Source organism: Candidatus Zixiibacteriota bacterium, assembly GCA_016933955.1.
Lineage (GTDB): Bacteria > Zixibacteria > MSB-5A5 > GN15 > PGXB01 > JAFGTT01.
The window spans coordinates 104,521-121,362 of the sequence record JAFGTT010000032.1; the positions used below are offsets into that span (position 1 = coordinate 104,521).

18 protein-coding genes are annotated in these 16,842 nt (G+C 50.8%); 5 read left to right on the forward strand and 13 right to left on the reverse strand.

What is annotated here, in order from left to right:
- Positions 1-26 precede the first annotated feature (26 nt).
- The 8 genes from JXQ28_11730 to JXQ28_11765 form a co-directional block, all read right to left on the reverse strand.
- Complete coding sequence (locus JXQ28_11730; GenBank protein ID MBN2278403.1) at positions 27-800, reverse strand: class I SAM-dependent methyltransferase; 774 nt, start codon at positions 798-800, stop codon at positions 27-29.
- Entirely contained in the window at positions 797-1,471 is a 675-nt protein-coding gene (locus JXQ28_11735; GenBank protein MBN2278404.1) for a class I SAM-dependent methyltransferase, read from the reverse strand. The genes JXQ28_11730 and JXQ28_11735 overlap by 4 nt, the downstream gene beginning before the upstream one ends.
- Complete coding sequence (locus JXQ28_11740) at positions 1,458-2,633, reverse strand: glycosyltransferase (protein MBN2278405.1); 1,176 nt, start codon at positions 2,631-2,633, stop codon at positions 1,458-1,460. Before JXQ28_11740 ends, JXQ28_11735 begins: the two co-directional genes overlap by 14 nt.
- Entirely contained in the window at positions 2,599-3,651 is a 1,053-nt protein-coding gene (locus tag JXQ28_11745; GenBank protein ID MBN2278406.1) for a glycosyltransferase, read from the reverse strand. The genes JXQ28_11740 and JXQ28_11745 overlap by 35 nt, the downstream gene beginning before the upstream one ends.
- Positions 3,648-5,714 (reverse strand): DUF2723 domain-containing protein, encoded by a 2,067-nt coding sequence (locus JXQ28_11750; GenBank protein ID MBN2278407.1) that lies wholly within the window; start codon positions 5,712-5,714, stop codon positions 3,648-3,650. The genes JXQ28_11745 and JXQ28_11750 overlap by 4 nt, the downstream gene beginning before the upstream one ends.
- A gap of 266 nt (positions 5,715-5,980) precedes the next feature.
- On the reverse strand, positions 5,981-6,412 hold the full coding sequence (locus JXQ28_11755; GenBank protein ID MBN2278408.1) for a prepilin-type N-terminal cleavage/methylation domain-containing protein: 432 nt from the start codon (positions 6,410-6,412) through the stop codon (positions 5,981-5,983).
- A 439-nt stretch (positions 6,413-6,851) separates the two neighbouring features.
- Positions 6,852-7,289, reverse strand: a complete 438-nt coding sequence (locus JXQ28_11760) for a prepilin-type N-terminal cleavage/methylation domain-containing protein (GenBank protein ID MBN2278409.1) — start codon at positions 7,287-7,289, stop codon at positions 6,852-6,854.
- Positions 7,290-7,453: 164 nt separating this feature from the next.
- On the reverse strand, positions 7,454-8,821 hold the full coding sequence (locus tag JXQ28_11765; GenBank protein ID MBN2278410.1) for a sigma-54-dependent Fis family transcriptional regulator: 1,368 nt from the start codon (positions 8,819-8,821) through the stop codon (positions 7,454-7,456).
- Between the two features lie 179 nt (positions 8,822-9,000).
- On the opposite strand from JXQ28_11765, the gene JXQ28_11770 reads away from it, so the two are divergent.
- The 5 genes from JXQ28_11770 to JXQ28_11790 all read left to right on the forward strand — a co-directional run bounded on the left by JXQ28_11770 (position 9,001) and on the right by JXQ28_11790 (position 12,206).
- Positions 9,001-9,774 carry a DUF169 domain-containing protein gene (locus JXQ28_11770; protein MBN2278411.1) on the forward strand — a complete coding sequence of 258 codons (774 nt, stop codon included), beginning with the start codon at positions 9,001-9,003 and terminating at the stop codon, positions 9,772-9,774.
- The gene (locus JXQ28_11775; GenBank protein MBN2278412.1) at positions 9,775-10,773 is read left to right on the forward strand and encodes a hypothetical protein; all 999 of its coding nucleotides are present in this window, start codon (positions 9,775-9,777) and stop codon (positions 10,771-10,773) included. It begins immediately after the preceding gene.
- 75 nt (positions 10,774-10,848) lie between these two features.
- Positions 10,849-11,007: a hypothetical protein gene (locus JXQ28_11780; protein ID MBN2278413.1), complete on the forward strand. Its 159-nt coding sequence runs from the start codon at positions 10,849-10,851 to the stop codon at positions 11,005-11,007.
- Positions 11,004-11,384, forward strand: a complete 381-nt coding sequence (locus tag JXQ28_11785) for a BlaI/MecI/CopY family transcriptional regulator (GenBank protein ID MBN2278414.1) — start codon at positions 11,004-11,006, stop codon at positions 11,382-11,384. Before JXQ28_11780 ends, JXQ28_11785 begins: the two co-directional genes overlap by 4 nt.
- Before the next feature lie 57 nt (positions 11,385-11,441).
- On the forward strand, positions 11,442-12,206 hold the full coding sequence (locus JXQ28_11790; protein ID MBN2278415.1) for a zinc finger Ran-binding domain-containing family 2 protein: 765 nt from the start codon (positions 11,442-11,444) through the stop codon (positions 12,204-12,206).
- A 7-nt stretch (positions 12,207-12,213) separates the two neighbouring features.
- Here JXQ28_11790 and mce read toward each other — a convergent pair whose 3' ends face one another.
- From mce to JXQ28_11815, 5 genes are all read right to left on the reverse strand, one after another.
- Positions 12,214-12,621: a methylmalonyl-CoA epimerase gene (gene mce, locus JXQ28_11795; protein MBN2278416.1), complete on the reverse strand. Its 408-nt coding sequence runs from the start codon at positions 12,619-12,621 to the stop codon at positions 12,214-12,216.
- A gap of 2 nt (positions 12,622-12,623) precedes the next feature.
- Positions 12,624-13,142: a hypothetical protein gene (locus JXQ28_11800; GenBank protein MBN2278417.1), complete on the reverse strand. Its 519-nt coding sequence runs from the start codon at positions 13,140-13,142 to the stop codon at positions 12,624-12,626.
- 66 nt (positions 13,143-13,208) lie between these two features.
- Entirely contained in the window at positions 13,209-13,667 is a 459-nt protein-coding gene (locus JXQ28_11805) for a hypothetical protein (protein ID MBN2278418.1), read from the reverse strand.
- A 64-nt stretch (positions 13,668-13,731) separates the two neighbouring features.
- Entirely contained in the window at positions 13,732-15,258 is a 1,527-nt protein-coding gene (gene accC, locus JXQ28_11810; GenBank protein MBN2278419.1) for an acetyl-CoA carboxylase biotin carboxylase subunit, read from the reverse strand.
- A gap of 18 nt (positions 15,259-15,276) precedes the next feature.
- Positions 15,277-16,827, reverse strand: coding sequence for a methylmalonyl-CoA carboxyltransferase (locus tag JXQ28_11815; protein MBN2278420.1), 1,551 nt, complete (start codon positions 16,825-16,827; stop codon positions 15,277-15,279).
- Positions 16,828-16,842 lie beyond the last annotated feature (15 nt).

Genomic DNA, 16,842 nt, shown 5'->3' on the forward strand with positions numbered 1-16,842 from the left:
TCAATGGCTTTTTGATTCAGACCGGCTTACTTTTTCTTCGTTATAACCCAGACCCAGGCCGGCAATAACGGATAAAAAAGAGAGAAAATTCGTTCCGGCAGATGCGATATTATATTTCCCGACCGGACGACATCATCGGCCCGGAAGGCCTCCGGATGCTGCAGAATCAGCCCGGTATAATCGTGACGCCAGAAATTCCGGGTCAGCCGGTTCAGTTTCGAAAGCGACATCAACCGGACATCGTATCTCCCTTTCTTCCCGGCCAGCTTCATATAAATATCGGCCAGTGAATGCGGTAACCAGGATAAAAACGGCAGAAAATAATGTCCCTCGATCAGAACATAACGATTGCCGGCACCGAAATAACAGAATCCATCATATTTCAGGACCCGATAGATTTCCTCCATCAGCCCTTCCTGATTATCGACGTGTTCATAAATCTGGTTACAGATAACGACATCGACACATCCATCCGGGAGCGGTAATTCGGTCCCATCGGTGCAAAGATAATCGACATTGGCACCCTTGATATTTTCCCTGGCCGATTCCAGACCGACCCGGTCAAGATCGATGGCTACGACCTTTTTGAAATGTTCGGCAAAATGTCCGGTCATTATTCCGGTCGAGCAACCCAGATCAAGACAGACCAGGCTTTCCAGAGGCCGGAAGGAAAAATGACTGCAGACGGCGATCACTTTGGCGGCTTTCTTTAGACGTCCGTCGGTCTCATAGAGCACCGGGAAACGCTCCGAAAAGGTTCCCATGTTCTCGTTTATCCTGGTCCGATTGGCGACGGTCATGAATCCTCCAGATTGTAAATCGATGAAATGGCAAAAAGCCCCGGCCACCACTGCGCCAGCGGAGTAAAAACTGCCGATAGGATTTTCCATCGCGGCGGTATGATCGGGATATACCTCCTTCCGGTTATTTTCAAACCGCTTTCGGCGAACAATTCCCGATCCCGCCTGGACGAAAAAAGGCGAATATGCGAATGATGAAAATGGCCCAGGTGCGATAACCCGATTATCAGTCTCAGACGGGCGATCAGATGAAATTCATTGGGGACCGAGACGACTAATTCCCCGCCGGTCGTTAAGGCTTTTTTCATTTTTCGCAGAGCTCCGACAGGATCATGTAACTGCTGAAGAACTTCAAGGCAGAGGATTATATCGTATCTATCATCAAGCTCCGCGCTTTCGATATCATGCTCGAAAATCCGATAACCCGATTCCCGAACCTTTTTAACCATTTCCGGAGAAATCTCGGCCCCGAAGACATCATAGCCCTTATCGGCGAAATGGGCCAGGGTCACGCCACGCCCGCAACCGAAGTCAAGCAGTTTACCGGATTTTGCATTCAGCATCCGGGAGACAATTTCGGCCCGTTGATGCGAGCGGGGATCGGTTTTAGTTTCCGGCTGTTCCTGCCAGTATTGATTGAAATATTCTTTTTTCTGCTCAAGCGTTGGCATGCTGAATATTCACCTCCGGCCGGTTATTCATATGAGTATCCAGCCATCGCGAGATTTCCCTTGCGGCGTTGGCGATATCAAGTTCTTCCCGGACCGCCTTGCAGTTGGCCGAAAAATCATCGACACTGTCCGCCATCCGGGCCAGACATTCGGCCAGCCGGCCGACATCTCCCGCCGGGAAATGATAACCAACCCGGTGGGTATCGATCAAAAACGGCATATCGCCGATGTCGGAACAGACCACCGGAATCCCGGCCTGCATGGCTTCCCCGAAGGTCAGTGGTAAAGAATCGGTATGAGAAGGGATGATCGCGGCTCGTGAGCCGGCCAGAATCCGGTTGACTTCATTCCGCGGCAGATAGCCGTTAAAACTGACGGACACTTCCGGATTCAGTGATCTGGTTTTCTCAGCCAGTTCTTTTTCATCCCGTCCGCTTCCGATATATATCAGTTTCCAGTCGGGATGCTTTTGGGAAAAAATTTTAAAGGCCTCAAGCAGGTCAAACACCCCTTTGTTTTTTTCAATTCGTCCGACACAGCAAAAGATTTTATCTTTCGATTCAGCTTTGATCTCCGGAAGAGTGATGGCATGAAAACTGGGAATAAAACGGCATTCCCGTTCCACCAGGTTTCGAATCCTGGTTGCCAGTTCGTATCCATCGGCATAAAGAGCATCGGCATCGATCAAGACCCGGCGGATCATGCGCCCCGCGATCGGTAAATTAGCCCAGCTGTTGATATCGGACCCGAGGGCCCAGACGGCATATGGAATGCCGCATTGCCGACGGATTTGCATTGCCATGTACCCCGATGGCGCCGCCCAGAGAGCGACAACCCCGCTGTACTTTTTTTTCTGAGTCAGGCCCAGGGCGGCCCGGTAGCCATTGCGGAAATACCGCCTTATCTTGATAAAAGTCACCGGATTATAAAGCGGTAACTGCGAAATCACCCGCGATCCATCCGACCAGGGAAACAAATGTACATGCTCGTCCAGGTAATCGTTGTTATCGGCATAGGTTCGATAGTACGGCGTGACAATATCAACCTCAATATTGACACGTTCCAGGGCAAGGCGAAAATCGTAAACGAAGGGCGAAGCCGCATCGTCGGGACCGCCCGGGTAACGATTAGTGATGATTAACAGTCTTTTCCGGGGTTCCATTATTATCCCTGAGATTGGCCGATTCCCATTCCGGAATATCGTCAAAGGAGCGTGATTGATCGGCGATGGAATTCAGGTGCTCATCCAGCCGGTTTTGGTTGCGCTGAATTTTATAGATTTCCTTGCGCAGACCGACCATCTGGGTCCCCAGGAAACCGAACAGAATTACCTGCAGACCGGAGACCAGCAATAATACCATCAGGGTCATGATAGGCCGATTGGGATTGAGAGTTTCTGTCTGCCACAGATACACGATGTACAGCCCCAGCACCAGACCGACTCCGATTAATGATAAGCCGGCCAGACCGAATAAAAGCGATGGGCGCTCGAAAAAGGAAAAAACCAGGTGCGACAGGGCCGTAGCTTTGAACTTGAATTTCGAATTGCCCTTCTTGCGCGAGGTTAACACCGCCGGAAATTCCAGCGGGGTATATCCTGAGGCCAGGGCTTTTGAGAGAATCTCAAGATGAATTTCCTTGCCGTCCGATTCCAGATCGAGCCGTTTGACCACCTCAGCCTTGTATCCCCGCAGGATACCGGTCGAGGTTTTGATTCGACCCCGCATGGCCGAGGAAAGGATAATATTCCCGATTTTTGAAATCCAGAGCCGTTTAAAGGGGACATTCTCGGTCCCGCCATCATTCATATAGGGTGAACCGATTACGAAGTCAATCTCCGGATTATCCTTTAACAGACGATACATCACCGTCAGGTACTCCTCGGAGTACGATAGATCGCAATCGATCGAAAGAATATATTTTCCCCGGGCGGCTTTGATTCCGGTCCGAAGCGCTTTCCCCCGTCCGGCATTATGCCGGTATCCGGCATACCGGATCCGCGGGTCTTCCTGAGCATATTGCCTGATCTTTTCAGCCGTATCATCGGTCGAGCCATCGTCAATCGGAATGATCTCGAAACTCTGATTGGTGATGGTCAGGGCCGCGGCTATTTTTTGAAGGCTCGCCGGTATATTTTCCGATTCATTGTAAATCGGGACGATTACGGAAATTTCTATCATTTAGTGGCTACCGCTTTCTGTTTGTTGAGAGCTTCCACGATTTTCCGGCCCAGCTCGAGACTGGCCGGATCCTGGGAATCTATTTCCAGAGCGGCCGACACATATTTCAGGGCCTCACTGTACCGTCCGGCCATGGCCAGGGCGGAGGCCAGTCGGATGCGCATATCGATATTTTCCTTATCGATATCAAGGGCGGTATTAAACAGGGCCCAGGCGTAATCGCCGCTACCGGTTCGGTCGCAATAAACCCCGATCGTAAACAGCCACCGGCCCACGAATTCGCATGTCCGCGCCTCAAGGGCATTTCCGGCCAGGATTTCGGCCGCCAGGGCCAGATGACGATCATATATTTGAGACGATAACTTGGTATCATGCTTGCCGCCGACATATTTGAAAACAATTCCGGCCGGGGCAATTTCATGGTATTTAATGCCCGGTACCCCGAACTGGAGATAAATATCCCGTTCCGGAGCATTTAGACGGCAGAGCTCAATGGCCAGGCTATCCGGTTTACCCGGCCGATCGCTTTGGAAAGCCTCGGAATACTGCAAACCCGGATAATTGGCCATAAATTGCCTCCGATTAATCGGGTTGACCATTGCCCCCGGCGAGAGGACCCGGATATGCTGGGCGCTGGAATCGACATAAGCATGGTACCATAGCGGCAGAAGCAGATCATCCTCGGCCGTCAAAAAAATCGAACCGGCCGGAAGTCCGCTGATTATCTCGCGGCAAATCGTATCGGGACCATCGATGGCCGACATATCCGCCTCGGCCATATTCCTGTCAAGGGCAACATAGGCGAAGGCAATCACCACGACACTGATAAACAGAGCCGCTTTGGAAGGATTGAAAATCGTTCGTAAAAGATACATCACCCCCGGCAGTCCGATCACCAGAATTAAGGCCGCCAGAGGAGCCAGGTAGTTGACCATGTCGTAATTGCGACGGTTGAATTCCGCGGCCCATAAAACAATCGCCAGATTGCCCAGCAGTGCCAGGATAAGAAACGGAAATAATTTCCAGGAAATTTTAAACTGCCCCCAGAACCCCAGAACGACCAATCCGATCAGCGGCCAGCCGATCTGACCGGCCATAAAAAAGCCTATTTTTTTCAACCGCATCAGGTAATCCGGGGCGGCTGTCATTTCGGAGAAATTAACCATATCGGCCGAACGCGTGATGGCGGCCAGGAATGTTTCCAGGCTGTCGGGGCGTCCCCAGTTGATGGCCGGATCAAAAGCCGCCCGCAGGGGCAGATATAAATAGACGCTGAAGGCCATCATAAAGAAAAGCGCGGCCAGCCCGAGTGTTTTCAGCTTCTGCCCGCAGGTTGCAATATGATAAATCGTCAGGTATAAAAAAGCCGGAGCAAAAGCCAGGGATAAAAGCGGATGATTGGCAAAAGAAAGGGCATACAGCCACAAGCCAATCAGAAATGATTTTCGATAACCATATCTGTTTCCGCGGAAGCCGAAAAGCAGAGCCGCCATGATCAGGCACAAGTGAAGTGAATAGACTTCAGCCCGCACCGCCGAAAGCCAGACCGGCAATATTACGGCAAAAAGAGCCGTGATTAAAAGGGACGGCAAGAGAATATACATCGGCTGCGTGATCGATTCGAATTCGGCCAGGTTGATAGCCTTATCCGGAGCGGCCGCCGGTACCCGTGAAATCCGCTGGGCCATCCGCCGCTGAAGAGCCTTGGAATAAATGACCGGCACATCAATGAACTCACGGATCAGCAAATAGAAAAACATCACTGCCAGTGAGGCCAGGACCGCCGACATCAGGTTCGAGGCAAAGGCCGGTGTAATTCCCGGGATCAGATTGAAAACGCGGCCGATCAGCGTATAAAGCGGAAATGATGGCGAATGCGGCAACCCCAGAATAAAATTGGTTGCGGCAAAGGCGGCTGAATCACCCCAGAAGACCGAGGGGGCCATGGTTTTGATATATAAGGAAAACGACCCGAACAAAACCACCACCGGAGCCATCCAGACCGAGTATTGCCCGAACTTGGTTGGTCGTACATAATTGTAGTCGGTTTCGTGTTTGACCATATTAAAAACCTTCCTTTAGTCTTACCTCGCCGAGGCTAAAAGGCCATTCGGCATAATATTAGAGAGGTTCAACACATATCCTTATTTTCGGCCGTTCCCGGCAAAAACTGATTGTTTTTTTTAACAATCTAATATAAAGCGACACCGCCTCTTACCTCATTTCCGCAGGAAAATGCCCTTAAAATCTGTCGGGGGAGATTCTAAACCGGTAAAAAAAGGCGGCCCCGATGGGGCCGCCAGACTGAAAAACATTCTAACCATCCAGCTTAGCTGGTGGCGTCGTCAGAGGTGCAGGTTAAAACACCGTTCTGGTTAATGGTCCAGGTGTCAACCGTAGCATCATCGTCAAGAATACCACAGGTACCGGTGGCAAGCAGAGTGGTCGCATCGGCCGTGGTTATAGTATAAGTATAGATGGCCGAGGCCGGAATTTCAACACCGATGGCGGCAAAGGCGTTCTGAGCGGCGGCACTGGCCGGACCAGCGGCGGCCCAGTAAGTGTTATTCTGCTGACGATAGGTCCGCTGCATGGTATAGATCTGCTTGAGAATACCCTTGACCTCGGACTGCTTCGATTTGGTGGTCGCACTCATGAACCGCGGAATAGCGAGCGCGGCCAGAATACCAATGATAACGACCACGATCATCAACTCGATAAGGGTGAAACCCTTCTGGCGATTGTGAAACTTGGAAAACATTTGGAAACCCTCCTAAAGGTTAATTTGGTTTGGTTGCTATTTCCTTTCCCCCATCCCAATGGCAAATTGTCTGCCATAATTAAATATTGATGCTTTTCCGGCCTCCCGGGAGGTCTAAACGAATGCGGCACAAGGTGAAAATATTTTTCTGGCGGTGGCGTATGTGGTTTAACCCCAATAGCTTTGGGGATACTCCCATATCACCCCCTTTTGGATTTTGCGGTAAACCATGCATTTTGCCTGATCCGATGTGTGGGATTTATTCAACAGAAGGGTCCGTTGTCGGAAATTCCGTCCCGGTCTTATCCGGGCATTATCCATCAAGTCGTATCCTATCCGGACTCACCTCAATTTCATGGGGAGGATAATTATTCAGGAAAACGAAAAGGGCGCGCTCAAATTGGCGCGCCCGATCTATAAATGAAAAGAAGCCTGCCGCTTATGACGAAGCATCATCACTGACGCAGGACAAAATACCGGTATGATCGATAGTCCAGGTATCGACCGTGGCATCGTCATCCAGAATACCCGAAATGGCCGTCGCGGTGAACTGGTTGACATCGCCCGCGATGGTATAAGTATATCGGGCCGAGGCGGCGATTTCCACCCAGATAGGCGCAAATCCCTGGGGCGAGGCGGCACTGGCCGGGCCTCCGCCGGGAATCCAGTAACCGGTTCCCTGTTGACGATAGGCCCGCTCATTGACATAAATCTGCTTTAATATTGATTTGGCTTCATTCTGCTTATGCTTGGTGGTGGTGGCCATAAATCGGGGTATGGCCAAAGCGGCCAGAATACCGATGATGACGATGACAATCATCAATTCGATCAATGTAAAGCCGGAATCGGTAGTTTTCTTTTTCACAACATACCTCATATTTTGAAATAATTCATTTTTCTCTTTTGTCCTGGTACCATGCAACCGGTATTCCGGGCATAACATTATTTATGTTTATTCAGATAAATATCGAAACAGAAACGATCGTGGTCGATTTGTTCAAAGAATCAACACCGACCAATTATCCATAAACGGCAGATTTGTTAATGGTCCTCCTCGCCGGTCATTTTGTACCGCTGGAGTTTTCGATATAACGTTGAGCTGTCTATTCCCAGCATCTTGGCCGCCCGTGATTTTTTGCCGTCGGCCTGGTTCATGATATAATATATATAAGCCTTTTCGATCGATTCCAGAGTCGGGGTTTCCGGTTCATCGCGGGAAATCACCGTTTGCGACCGCCCCTCGATTACTTTTTTCGGAAAATCGGAAATCCCGATCGATTCCGCTCTTGAAAACAATACCGCCCGCTCGATACAATTCTCCAGTTCCCGGACATTGCCGGGCCAGTCATATTTATGCAACGCCTCCATGGCCTCCGCACTTAGAACCTTGAGATCAACATTGTTCCTCTGGCAGTAACGCGCGACAAAATGATTGGTCAGAATCGGAATATCCTCAATTCTCTGGCGCAACGGGGGAATATGAAGTGGGATAACATTCAACCGATAAAACAAATCCGAGCGAAACCGTCCCGCCTTGACATCCTCTTCCAGATCGGCGTTGGTAGCCGCAATCAAGCGGACATCAACCTCGATCGGCCGGGTATCACCGACCGGAGTAATGATTTTATCCTCCAGGACACGAAGGAGTTTTACCTGAATGGCCGGTGAGGTATTCCCGACTTCGTCAAGGAAAAAGGTTCCGCCATCGGCGATTTTAAACAGCCCATCTTTATCCTTGATAGCGCCGGTGAAAGCTCCTTTGCGATAACCGAACAGTTCCGATTCCAGAAGCGTCTCCGGGAGTGCGGCGCAGTTGATAGTGACAAACGGACCGGAAGCCCGGTCGGAGGCATTATGTACCGCTCTGGCGATCAGGTCCTTACCGGTTCCGGATTCTCCCCGGATCATGACAGTCGAATCGGTTACCGCCACCTTCCGAGCCAGCTTTTTCAATTCAATAATATCTTCCGACTGCCCGATAAAATTGTCGAATGAAAAATCCCGTTTGATCTGTTGCTTGAGCATCTCATTCTCTTCCTTGAGATGCCTGCGGCTGACCGATTTTTCAATGACCAGTTTGATCTCATCGATTTTAAACGGTTTGGTGATATAATCGAGAGCGCCCTCTTTCATAGCCTCGATCGCCGTTTCCACCGAGGCGAAAGCAGTCATAACGATAAAATCCTGTTCGGGTCGACCCCGCTTGACCTTCTTGAGCAGTTCCAGTCCCGACATCTCCGGCATCATCATATCGGCGACAATCAGGTCATAGTTACTGGCGGCCGCCTGCTGTATAGCTTGCATGCTGGAAATGGTCGTATCGACCTGGTAACCCTCTTTGGTCAGCATGATTTCCATGAAATCACACATCGACTGCTCATCGTCGACAACCAAAATCCTGCGCGGCATTTGATCTCCTCACATAAGCCGTAAAAAGATGCGGCTCAACATGGTACTTATTCGGCAAAGTGGCCCATCCTCTGCATACGGGTCATCGGCAATGTTCATTAATTACACAGCAAATATTCTTGCCCCGATCTTAGTATTTTCTTTAATTAAATAAATCTAATCTTTATGAGGGGATTATCATGTTTCAGAAATTGGATGAAGCCCTGACCAAGTATGTCAAACCCGGATCGTTCCCTCTGGCCATCCGTTTTCTAAAGGAGGGCGACGACTACTCTTTGCGAACCAAACGGCCCCAACGGGATATGGGAATCAAAGTGTCGGTGTGTCAGACCTTTTCCATGGCCCGCCGCTATGGCTGGCAGGTGGCTGTCGGCGAAGAGGATATCAATTGTCCCCTGGCTCTGACCGCCTTCGGATTTAAAAAAGAAACGGGGAGTTTTACCTGCGGCGAAATGTGCGCCGGGATGTTCACAGAAACCAGGCAGGTCGGCGCCAAAACCGAGGCCGAGGTTCCCAAATTTTCTTTCAAGGAATATCGTTATATCCTTACGGCGCCGATCTCCCGGGCCGATTTTGTCCCCCACCTGTTTCTGATATATGGCGATTCGGCCCAGGTTATGAGACTCCTTACTGCCGTCCTGTATCGCAAAGGCGGTTATCTGATCAGTAAATTTTCCGGCCGTCTCGACTGCGCCGATATCTGTGTCGAAACGATGAAAACCGGTCAGCCCCAGATTATTTTACCCTGCTACGGCGACCGGGTTTTTGGCCAGACCCAGGATCACGAAATGGCCATGTCATTTCCGGCCGGAATCGAGGAAGACCTTATCGCCGGACTGGAGGGGACACATCATGGTGGTATTCGGTACCCCACGCCCTCATTTTTGGGCTATACCCCGGTATATCCGAAACACTATTACAAACTCGAAGAGGATTGGAAAAAAGAAGAATAAATGATCGGAGAAAAGCTGTCGCATCGGGAACGTCTGGAGAGAATAATGGCCGGGGAAAAGCCGGATCGATTCGCCGGTTCGGCATGGAGACATTTTTACCACCGGGAATCCACCGCCGCTGATCTGGCCGAGGCGATGCTGGCTTTCCAGAAAAGATTCGATTGGGATTTCATGAAAATCAATCCCCGCGCCAGTTACCACGTCGAGGATTGGGGCAACCGCCTGGAATGGTCAACCGATGAATGTACCAAACATCGCAAGATCGAATTCGCAGTCAGGCAAATTGATGACTGGGATAAAATCGAACCGCTTCCCCTTTCGGCACCGATTCTGGCTGACCATTTAAAAGCCATCCGACTGATTCGCCGGGATTCCGATCCCGATCTGCCTCTTCTGATGACCATCTTCTGTCCGCTCGGGATTGCCCGGTACCTGGTTGGATCGACCGAAAAATTAAAATGGCATCTGGCCGAATCTCCCGATAAGGTTATCCGGGCCCTGGATAATATCACTCTCACCTTTGAAAAATTCGCCCTCAAATGTCTCGATGCGGGCGCTGACGGTATCTTTTATGCCACCCTGGAATGGGCCTCGTCGGAGAATATGACCTTACTCGAGTATGAAAAATACGGTCGGCCATATGACCTGAGAATCCTGAAAGCGGTTAATGAGAGTCGGTTTAATATGCTTCATGTCTGTCACAGCAATAACTTCCTTCGCTCCCTGGCCGACTACCCGGTTAGCTTCATCAACTGGGATGACAGCCACCCGACCAACCCGCCGCTTGATCAGGCTTTTGGATTTCTCGGCGACAAAGTAATCGCGGCCGGGCTCGATGATAAAGGCTGGTTATGGCATAGCCATCCGGCTGAGATTGAGCATGAAATCGCCAGGTTGAAAGAAAAAACCACTGGCCGCAGATTTGTCTTTGCACCCACCTGCGCCATCGCCCCGGAGCTGCCCTTCGAAAATCTCGAGGCCGTGCGGCGGAACCTATAGGGAATGACATTTATATTGACACCGATTCAAATCACATGAATATTCCGTATTATTAAATCTTTTTAGGGAGGCACTATGTTTATCGGTTCTATTCTGGTAATCTCAGGTATCCTGCTTCTGCTGGCCAAATTAGGTTATATCCCGGGCGGCTTCTGGGATTATTTCTGGCCGATCATCTTAATTGGCCTGGGGGCAAAATTAATCTTCAGCCGCAAGACCATCGACATCAAATGACCGAGCCCGGTAATATCAATCTTATTGTCCATCCTGACCGTCCCGGCCTGGAGAAATTTCTGGGCAAGCTCGAGGCGGAATTGATGGAAATCATCTGGGCCAACGACCCCATGACAGTCAAGCGGGTTTTGTATTTTATCAACAAGAATCATAAATACGCCTATACAACTGTAATGACGGTTATGGCTCGCCTGGTCGAAAAAGGCCTCCTGTCCCGTCAAAAGGAAGGACATTCTTTTGTCTATTCGCCGCTCTTCACCAAAAAGGAGTTTCTCCAGGCGGCTATAAGAGGAATCATGAGTTCGCTGGTCGCTGATTTCAACGCCATCACCGTCAAGGAATTTCATCGAGCCCGCAAAACCCCGAAAAAGCCATGAGGACCCCGCCTTTACCGGGTCGCTTGATTGAAATATAAATATCCCGATAAATAAAATATGGGCAGATTTTTATTCGCAGCCATATTCTTTGTCGGTCTGTTTGCGGCGGCTCCGGCCGGGGGAAAATATCACTCGGACCGGATGGACTGCACGGTTGCCATACCCCAGGACTGGGCGGTTGATGATTCAATTGATAATCGGATACGGATTTATTCGGTCCGGGAACCGACAGTAACGATTGGTATTTTCCGACATGTTATCGAGGATACCAATCGATTGGAATCCGATGCCGACCTGGGCAAAGCCATATCGGGATTATATTTTGAGCTGGGGATCGACTCGGGACTTGCCCTCGAACCTGAATATACTGTTATCGGCCCTCGGGCGGATTTTCAAATCGAATTCACTGTTCGGGACAGCATCCCGGAAAACGCGAGGATTATGCATCTACGGGGAATTGTCGTCCAGCCTGCCGTAGGCGGACAGGTACTATATCTGCTGTTAGCCGAAGCGCCCGGGGATTTAGACTCCTCTCAGACGGCTGTAATCAATCATCTCCTGCAATCTTTCGAGATAACTATTCCGCTTGCAGATGATCTTTACCCCTCAAAAAATCTGTCTGCTTATCTGTTATTGTTATTACTCCTGGGGCTCTCGGCCTTTTTCTATGCCCGGAGCCGTCGTATTCAACGGTCGCGAAATCCTCTTGGCCGGGACTCCGGGAACTTCTGGCGATGCACCGAATGCGGTAAAATCAACCATAAAGAAAACCGCTCCTGCTCCCGATGCGGGGAGACCAGAGCGGTTATCAATAAATCTTAAAAGCCCGTCAGCGTTCCTGAAGTTCCATCAGGACTCCGCCGGTCGAAGCCGGATGCACAAAGGCGATTTTCTTTCCGCCGGCGCCGATTCTCGGCTTTTCATCGATCAGCCGATATCCCTGTCGTTTCAATTCCGCCAGTTTGACTTCAATATCATCGACCAGAATGGCCAGGTGATGCAATCCCGGACCCCGCTTCTCAATGAACTTGCTGACCGGACTGCCCGGTTCGGTTCCGGAAAGTAATTCGATATGTCCCGAATGAGGATCATTGTGCGAGGCGAACATGGCCACCTTGACCTTTTGATCGGAGACTTCTTCAACCAGCACGGGGGGATAGCCCAGAATGCTGGAGTACGCTTCGGTCGCCTTATCGAGATTATCGACGGCAATCCCGATATGTGATATATCTGACATGGCTATTGACCTTCTTTCCCGGCTTTTTCCGTTTTGACAGCCTCTTCATAAGCCTTAATACGTTGCAGGTACTCGAATTCATCGGGCCAGCGTGACATATACGGTTTAACCCAGCGTCCCTGGCTGCGATAGAATTTGGTTCTAAAACTTTTCGAATTCTCCTTCGCTTCGGCAGTGGTGTAATACAGACTGACTTTCACAGCGGCCGAATCACCCATAAGCTCCACGCTATCCACCTCGATATGAGACAGGGAATCATAGGGATAAAACTTGACCCGTTGCAGTTCCATATACTCCGAAAGCGGCACCTCGTCTTTGTAGTAGGTGAATTCCGATTCATAGAGGACTGTCTTATCCCCCTCTTTCAACCGATCAATCATCTCTTTCATGGCCGCCGTTATCTGGGCCACATCATCGGACACCTCTTCTGTTGGGGGGGGTTTTTGGGTTTCCTTATGATCGTTACAGCCGATAAGAATCAGTAAACCGATTATTAACCCTGAAAACAGGTAATACTTCATAATCATATCCTCAAATCTCTACCAATCAGGCACTTTTAAATAAATCATTCATAATTTGTTATACAATTATTCCATTTCGACAAGTTTATCATTTTTATCCACTGCCTGCCCGGTCTTAACGAAAATTTCCCTGACCGTCCCATCCGATGGGGCTTTGATCATATTTTCCATTTTCATGGCCTCGATTATAATCAGGGTGGTTCCTTTTTCAACTTTATCGCCGGGTTGAACCTCGGCTTTCAGGACCAGTCCCGGCATAGGGGCTTTTATGGTTTTATCTTCCGGGCCGCTCGACGTCACCCCGGCTCGTTTACGCAACTCCGCCAGGTAATATGGTTCGACCCGGACATCCATCTCCTTACCCTCAAGAAACACATGCAGTAAATCCATATCGCGGATAATATCCACCTCGCTGGAGCTGTCATTGATATTGAAAAGGAATTTCTTGTCCGTCAGGCGATCGACCGCCACCACATAGCGGTCGCCGTTATACTCGACGATAAAATTACCGCTGTCCAGTGACATTTCCAGTTCGAATTCGTTGTCGTCCACCGTGACGATATATCGTTCTCTGGTTATATTCATAATTTTAATCGTTTTTCAGCCGGCGAATGGCATCCCGTCTGTGATGCCGGACCCATTCGCTGCATGGTTCGGCACTGGTCCCGAACCCGGTATTGATTTTATTACGGTTCAGGAAATCATAAATAATGGCCGCGATCGCCGCTTTTTCCGCCTGGTCAGCCTCCGGACACTCGAATTTCCGATGCGGAAATTCGACATCGATAAAATCGGTGGCATAATCGCCCATGATAAAACGCGGCGAACGCATCACCGAACAGCCGAAGCCGATGGTTGAATGAACCCCCGAAATCCGGTACTCACCCAGCGCCCGCCGGGTTCGCTCGATGGCTTCCTGACGGTCTTTGCCCCAGATCACCAGTTTTGAAATAATAGGATCATAGTACACCGGAATCTGCGATCCGCTGACTACCCCGGAATCGACCCGGATACCCGGACCGGCCGGTTCGCGGTATTCTGCGATGGTCCCGGTTGAGGGCATGAAATCGTTATGCGGGTCCTCGGCATATATCCGACACTCGATAGCATGACCGCGCGGGACAATATCCTCCTGCCTGATTGACATCGGTAAATCCTCGGCGATCCGGATTTGCTCCCGGACCAGGTCCACCCCGGTCACCATCTCGGTTACCGGATGTTCCACCTGCAACCTAGTGTTGACTTCGAGAAAATAGAAATTCAATTCCTCATCAACCAGGAATTCGACGGTTCCGGCCCCGAGGTAACCCGATTCGCGGGCGATACTCACCGCCGCTTTGCCCATCCGCTCCCGTAATTCCTTCGAGACCACCGGCGAGGGTGTTTCCTCGATTACCTTCTGATGCCGCCGCTGGATGGAACATTCCCGTTCTCCGAGATAAACGGCATTGCCGTGACTGTCGGTCAGAATCTGGATTTCGATATGCCGCGGCCGAAGAAGGTATTTCTCCAGGTAAACCCGCCCGTCACCGAAAGCCGAACCGGCCTCCCGGATTGCCGACTGGATCGATTCGGCCAATTGGCTTTCCTTCCGGACAATCCTCATCCCTTTTCCGCCCCCCCCGGCGGCCGCCTTGACCAGCACCGGGTAGCCTATTTCACCGGCCCGGGCGATTACCTTATCGGCCTCTTTAAGATCGAAATCGGTTCCCGGGGTCACCGGCAAACCGGCTCTCAGAGCCAAGCGCCGGGCTTCGAGTTTATCGCCCAGAAGGGCGATTGTCTCTGATTTCGGCCCAATAAAAATAATATCTTCTTTCTCGCACCGTTTCGCGAATTCGGCGTTCTCGGCCAGAAAACCGTAGCCCGGATGCACCGCATCGGCCCCCGATTTCCGAACCGCCTTGATGATATTATCCTGCTTGAGATAGCTCTCCCGCGAGGGCGACGGCCCGATATGGAAGGCCTCGTCGGCCAGCCGGACATGGTACGCCGTCCGGTCACAATCGGAAAAAACGGCCACCGATTTTATTCCGGCATCATGGCAAGCCCGCATTATCCGAATGGCGATTTCGCCCCGGTTGGCAACCAGGATTTTCTTGATTCTCTGTTTCATTGACATGTACACATTTTTCTACAACGGGATGTTCCCGTGTTTCTTGGCCGGGACACTGTCCTGTTTCGTCTCCAGCATCTCAAAGGCCCGGATCAAACGCGGCCGGGTGGTTTTCGGTTCGATAATATCATCCAAATACCCCCGCCCGGCGGCAATAAAGGGATTGGCGAATTTGTCCCGGTATTCCTCGGTTTTCTTATCGATTTCTTTTTCAGGGTCCTTCGCTCCGGCAATATCTTTTTTGAAGATGATCTCGACCGCGCCCTTGGGGCCCATAACCGCGATCTCGGCCGTCGGCCAGGCATAATTCATATCACCCCGGATATGCTTGGAATTCATAACATCGTAGGCCCCGCCGTACGCCTTACGGGTGATTACGGTAACTTTCGGGACGGTTGCCTCGCAATAGGCATAGAGGAGTTTGGCCCCGTTTTTTATAATTCCGCCGTGCTCCTGATCGGTCCCGGGCAGAAAACCGGGAACATCCTCGAATGTCAGGATGGGAATATTGAAAGCATCACAGAAACGGATAAACCGGGCCGCCTTGGTCGAGGAATTGATATCCAGGCATCCCGCCAGCACTTCCGGCTGGTTGGCGATAATCCCGATCGAGCGGCCGCCCAGATGAGCGAAGCCGACCACAATATTGGCGGCGAAATCGGCATGCACCTCCAAAAATTCACCGTTATCCACCACCCGCCAGATGACATCCTTGATATTGTATGATTTATTGGGATCGGTCGGAACGATGTTATTTAAAGCCGCATCCATGCGGTCGAGCGAATCGGAATTTTCGACGAATGGCGGGTTTTCCAGATTATTCTGCGGGATAAACCCGATCAGTTTCCTCAGACAGGCAATAGCATCGGCCTCATTCTCGCAGGCGAAATGGGCCACCCCGGATTTCGAGGCATGGGCCATGGCTCCGCCCAGTTCCTCGGAAGTCACCTGTTCATGGGTTACGGTCTTGACCACATTGGGGCCGGTAACAAACATGTATGAGGTTTTTTTGACCATCAGGATAAAATCGGTAATGGCCGGGCTGTAAACCGCCCCGCCCGCGCAGGGACCGAGAATGACCGAGATCTGCGGAATCACACCCGAGGCCAGGGTGTTGCGCAGAAAGATATCGGCGTAACCGCCAAGGGAGACAACTCCCTCCTGGATACGCGCCCCACCGGAATCATTGAGCCCGATCACCGGTGCTCCCACTTTCAAAGCCATATCCATGATCTTGCAGATTTTCTCCGCATGAGCCCCGGATAATGATCCTCCGAAAACGGTAAAATCCTGTGAAAACACAAAAACCTTGCGGCCGTCAATCGTCCCGCATCCGGTCACCACCCCATCGCCCAGGATTTTCTTATCGGCCAAACCGAAATCGAACGAGCGATGGGTAACAAACATATCGAATTCCTCAAAAGAATTCTTGTCCAGAAGAAGTTCCAGCCGTTCCCGGGCGGTCAACTTGCCTTTCTCATGCTGGGCTTCAATCTTGCTTTCTCCACCCCCGAGTTTCGCCAACCGGCGCATCTCTTCCAGTTTCTGAAGTTTTTCTTTTAAATCCATAAACAGGCCATCCGG

Excerpts from the sequence above, each read along its gene's own strand:
- JXQ28_11730 (MBN2278403.1), bottom strand. The coding sequence starts at position 800 with ATGACCGTCGCCAATCGGACCAGGATAAACGAGAACATGGGAACCTTT.
- JXQ28_11735 (MBN2278404.1), bottom strand. The coding sequence starts at position 1,471 with ATGCCAACGCTTGAGCAGAAAAAAGAATATTTCAATCAATACTGGCAG.
- JXQ28_11740 (MBN2278405.1), bottom strand. The coding sequence starts at position 2,633 with ATGGAACCCCGGAAAAGACTGTTAATCATCACTAATCGTTACCCGGGC.
- JXQ28_11745 (MBN2278406.1), bottom strand. The coding sequence starts at position 3,651 with ATGATAGAAATTTCCGTAATCGTCCCGATTTACAATGAATCGGAAAAT.
- JXQ28_11750 (MBN2278407.1), bottom strand. The coding sequence starts at position 5,714 with ATGGTCAAACACGAAACCGACTACAATTATGTACGACCAACCAAGTTC.
- JXQ28_11755 (MBN2278408.1), bottom strand. The coding sequence starts at position 6,412 with ATGTTTTCCAAGTTTCACAATCGCCAGAAGGGTTTCACCCTTATCGAG.
- JXQ28_11760 (MBN2278409.1), bottom strand. The coding sequence starts at position 7,289 with ATGAGGTATGTTGTGAAAAAGAAAACTACCGATTCCGGCTTTACATTG.
- JXQ28_11765 (MBN2278410.1), bottom strand. The coding sequence starts at position 8,821 with ATGCCGCGCAGGATTTTGGTTGTCGACGATGAGCAGTCGATGTGTGAT.
- JXQ28_11770 (MBN2278411.1), top strand. The coding sequence starts at position 9,001 with ATGTTTCAGAAATTGGATGAAGCCCTGACCAAGTATGTCAAACCCGGA.
- JXQ28_11775 (MBN2278412.1), top strand. The coding sequence starts at position 9,775 with ATGATCGGAGAAAAGCTGTCGCATCGGGAACGTCTGGAGAGAATAATG.
- JXQ28_11780 (MBN2278413.1), top strand. The coding sequence starts at position 10,849 with ATGTTTATCGGTTCTATTCTGGTAATCTCAGGTATCCTGCTTCTGCTG.
- JXQ28_11785 (MBN2278414.1), top strand. The coding sequence starts at position 11,004 with ATGACCGAGCCCGGTAATATCAATCTTATTGTCCATCCTGACCGTCCC.
- JXQ28_11790 (MBN2278415.1), top strand. The coding sequence starts at position 11,442 with ATGGGCAGATTTTTATTCGCAGCCATATTCTTTGTCGGTCTGTTTGCG.
- mce (MBN2278416.1), bottom strand. The coding sequence starts at position 12,621 with ATGTCAGATATATCACATATCGGGATTGCCGTCGATAATCTCGATAAG.
- JXQ28_11800 (MBN2278417.1), bottom strand. The coding sequence starts at position 13,142 with ATGAAGTATTACCTGTTTTCAGGGTTAATAATCGGTTTACTGATTCTT.
- JXQ28_11805 (MBN2278418.1), bottom strand. The coding sequence starts at position 13,667 with ATGTCACTGGACAGCGGTAATTTTATCGTCGAGTATAACGGCGACCGC.
- accC (MBN2278419.1), bottom strand. The coding sequence starts at position 15,258 with ATGAAACAGAGAATCAAGAAAATCCTGGTTGCCAACCGGGGCGAAATC.
- JXQ28_11815 (MBN2278420.1), bottom strand. The coding sequence starts at position 16,827 with ATGGATTTAAAAGAAAAACTTCAGAAACTGGAAGAGATGCGCCGGTTG.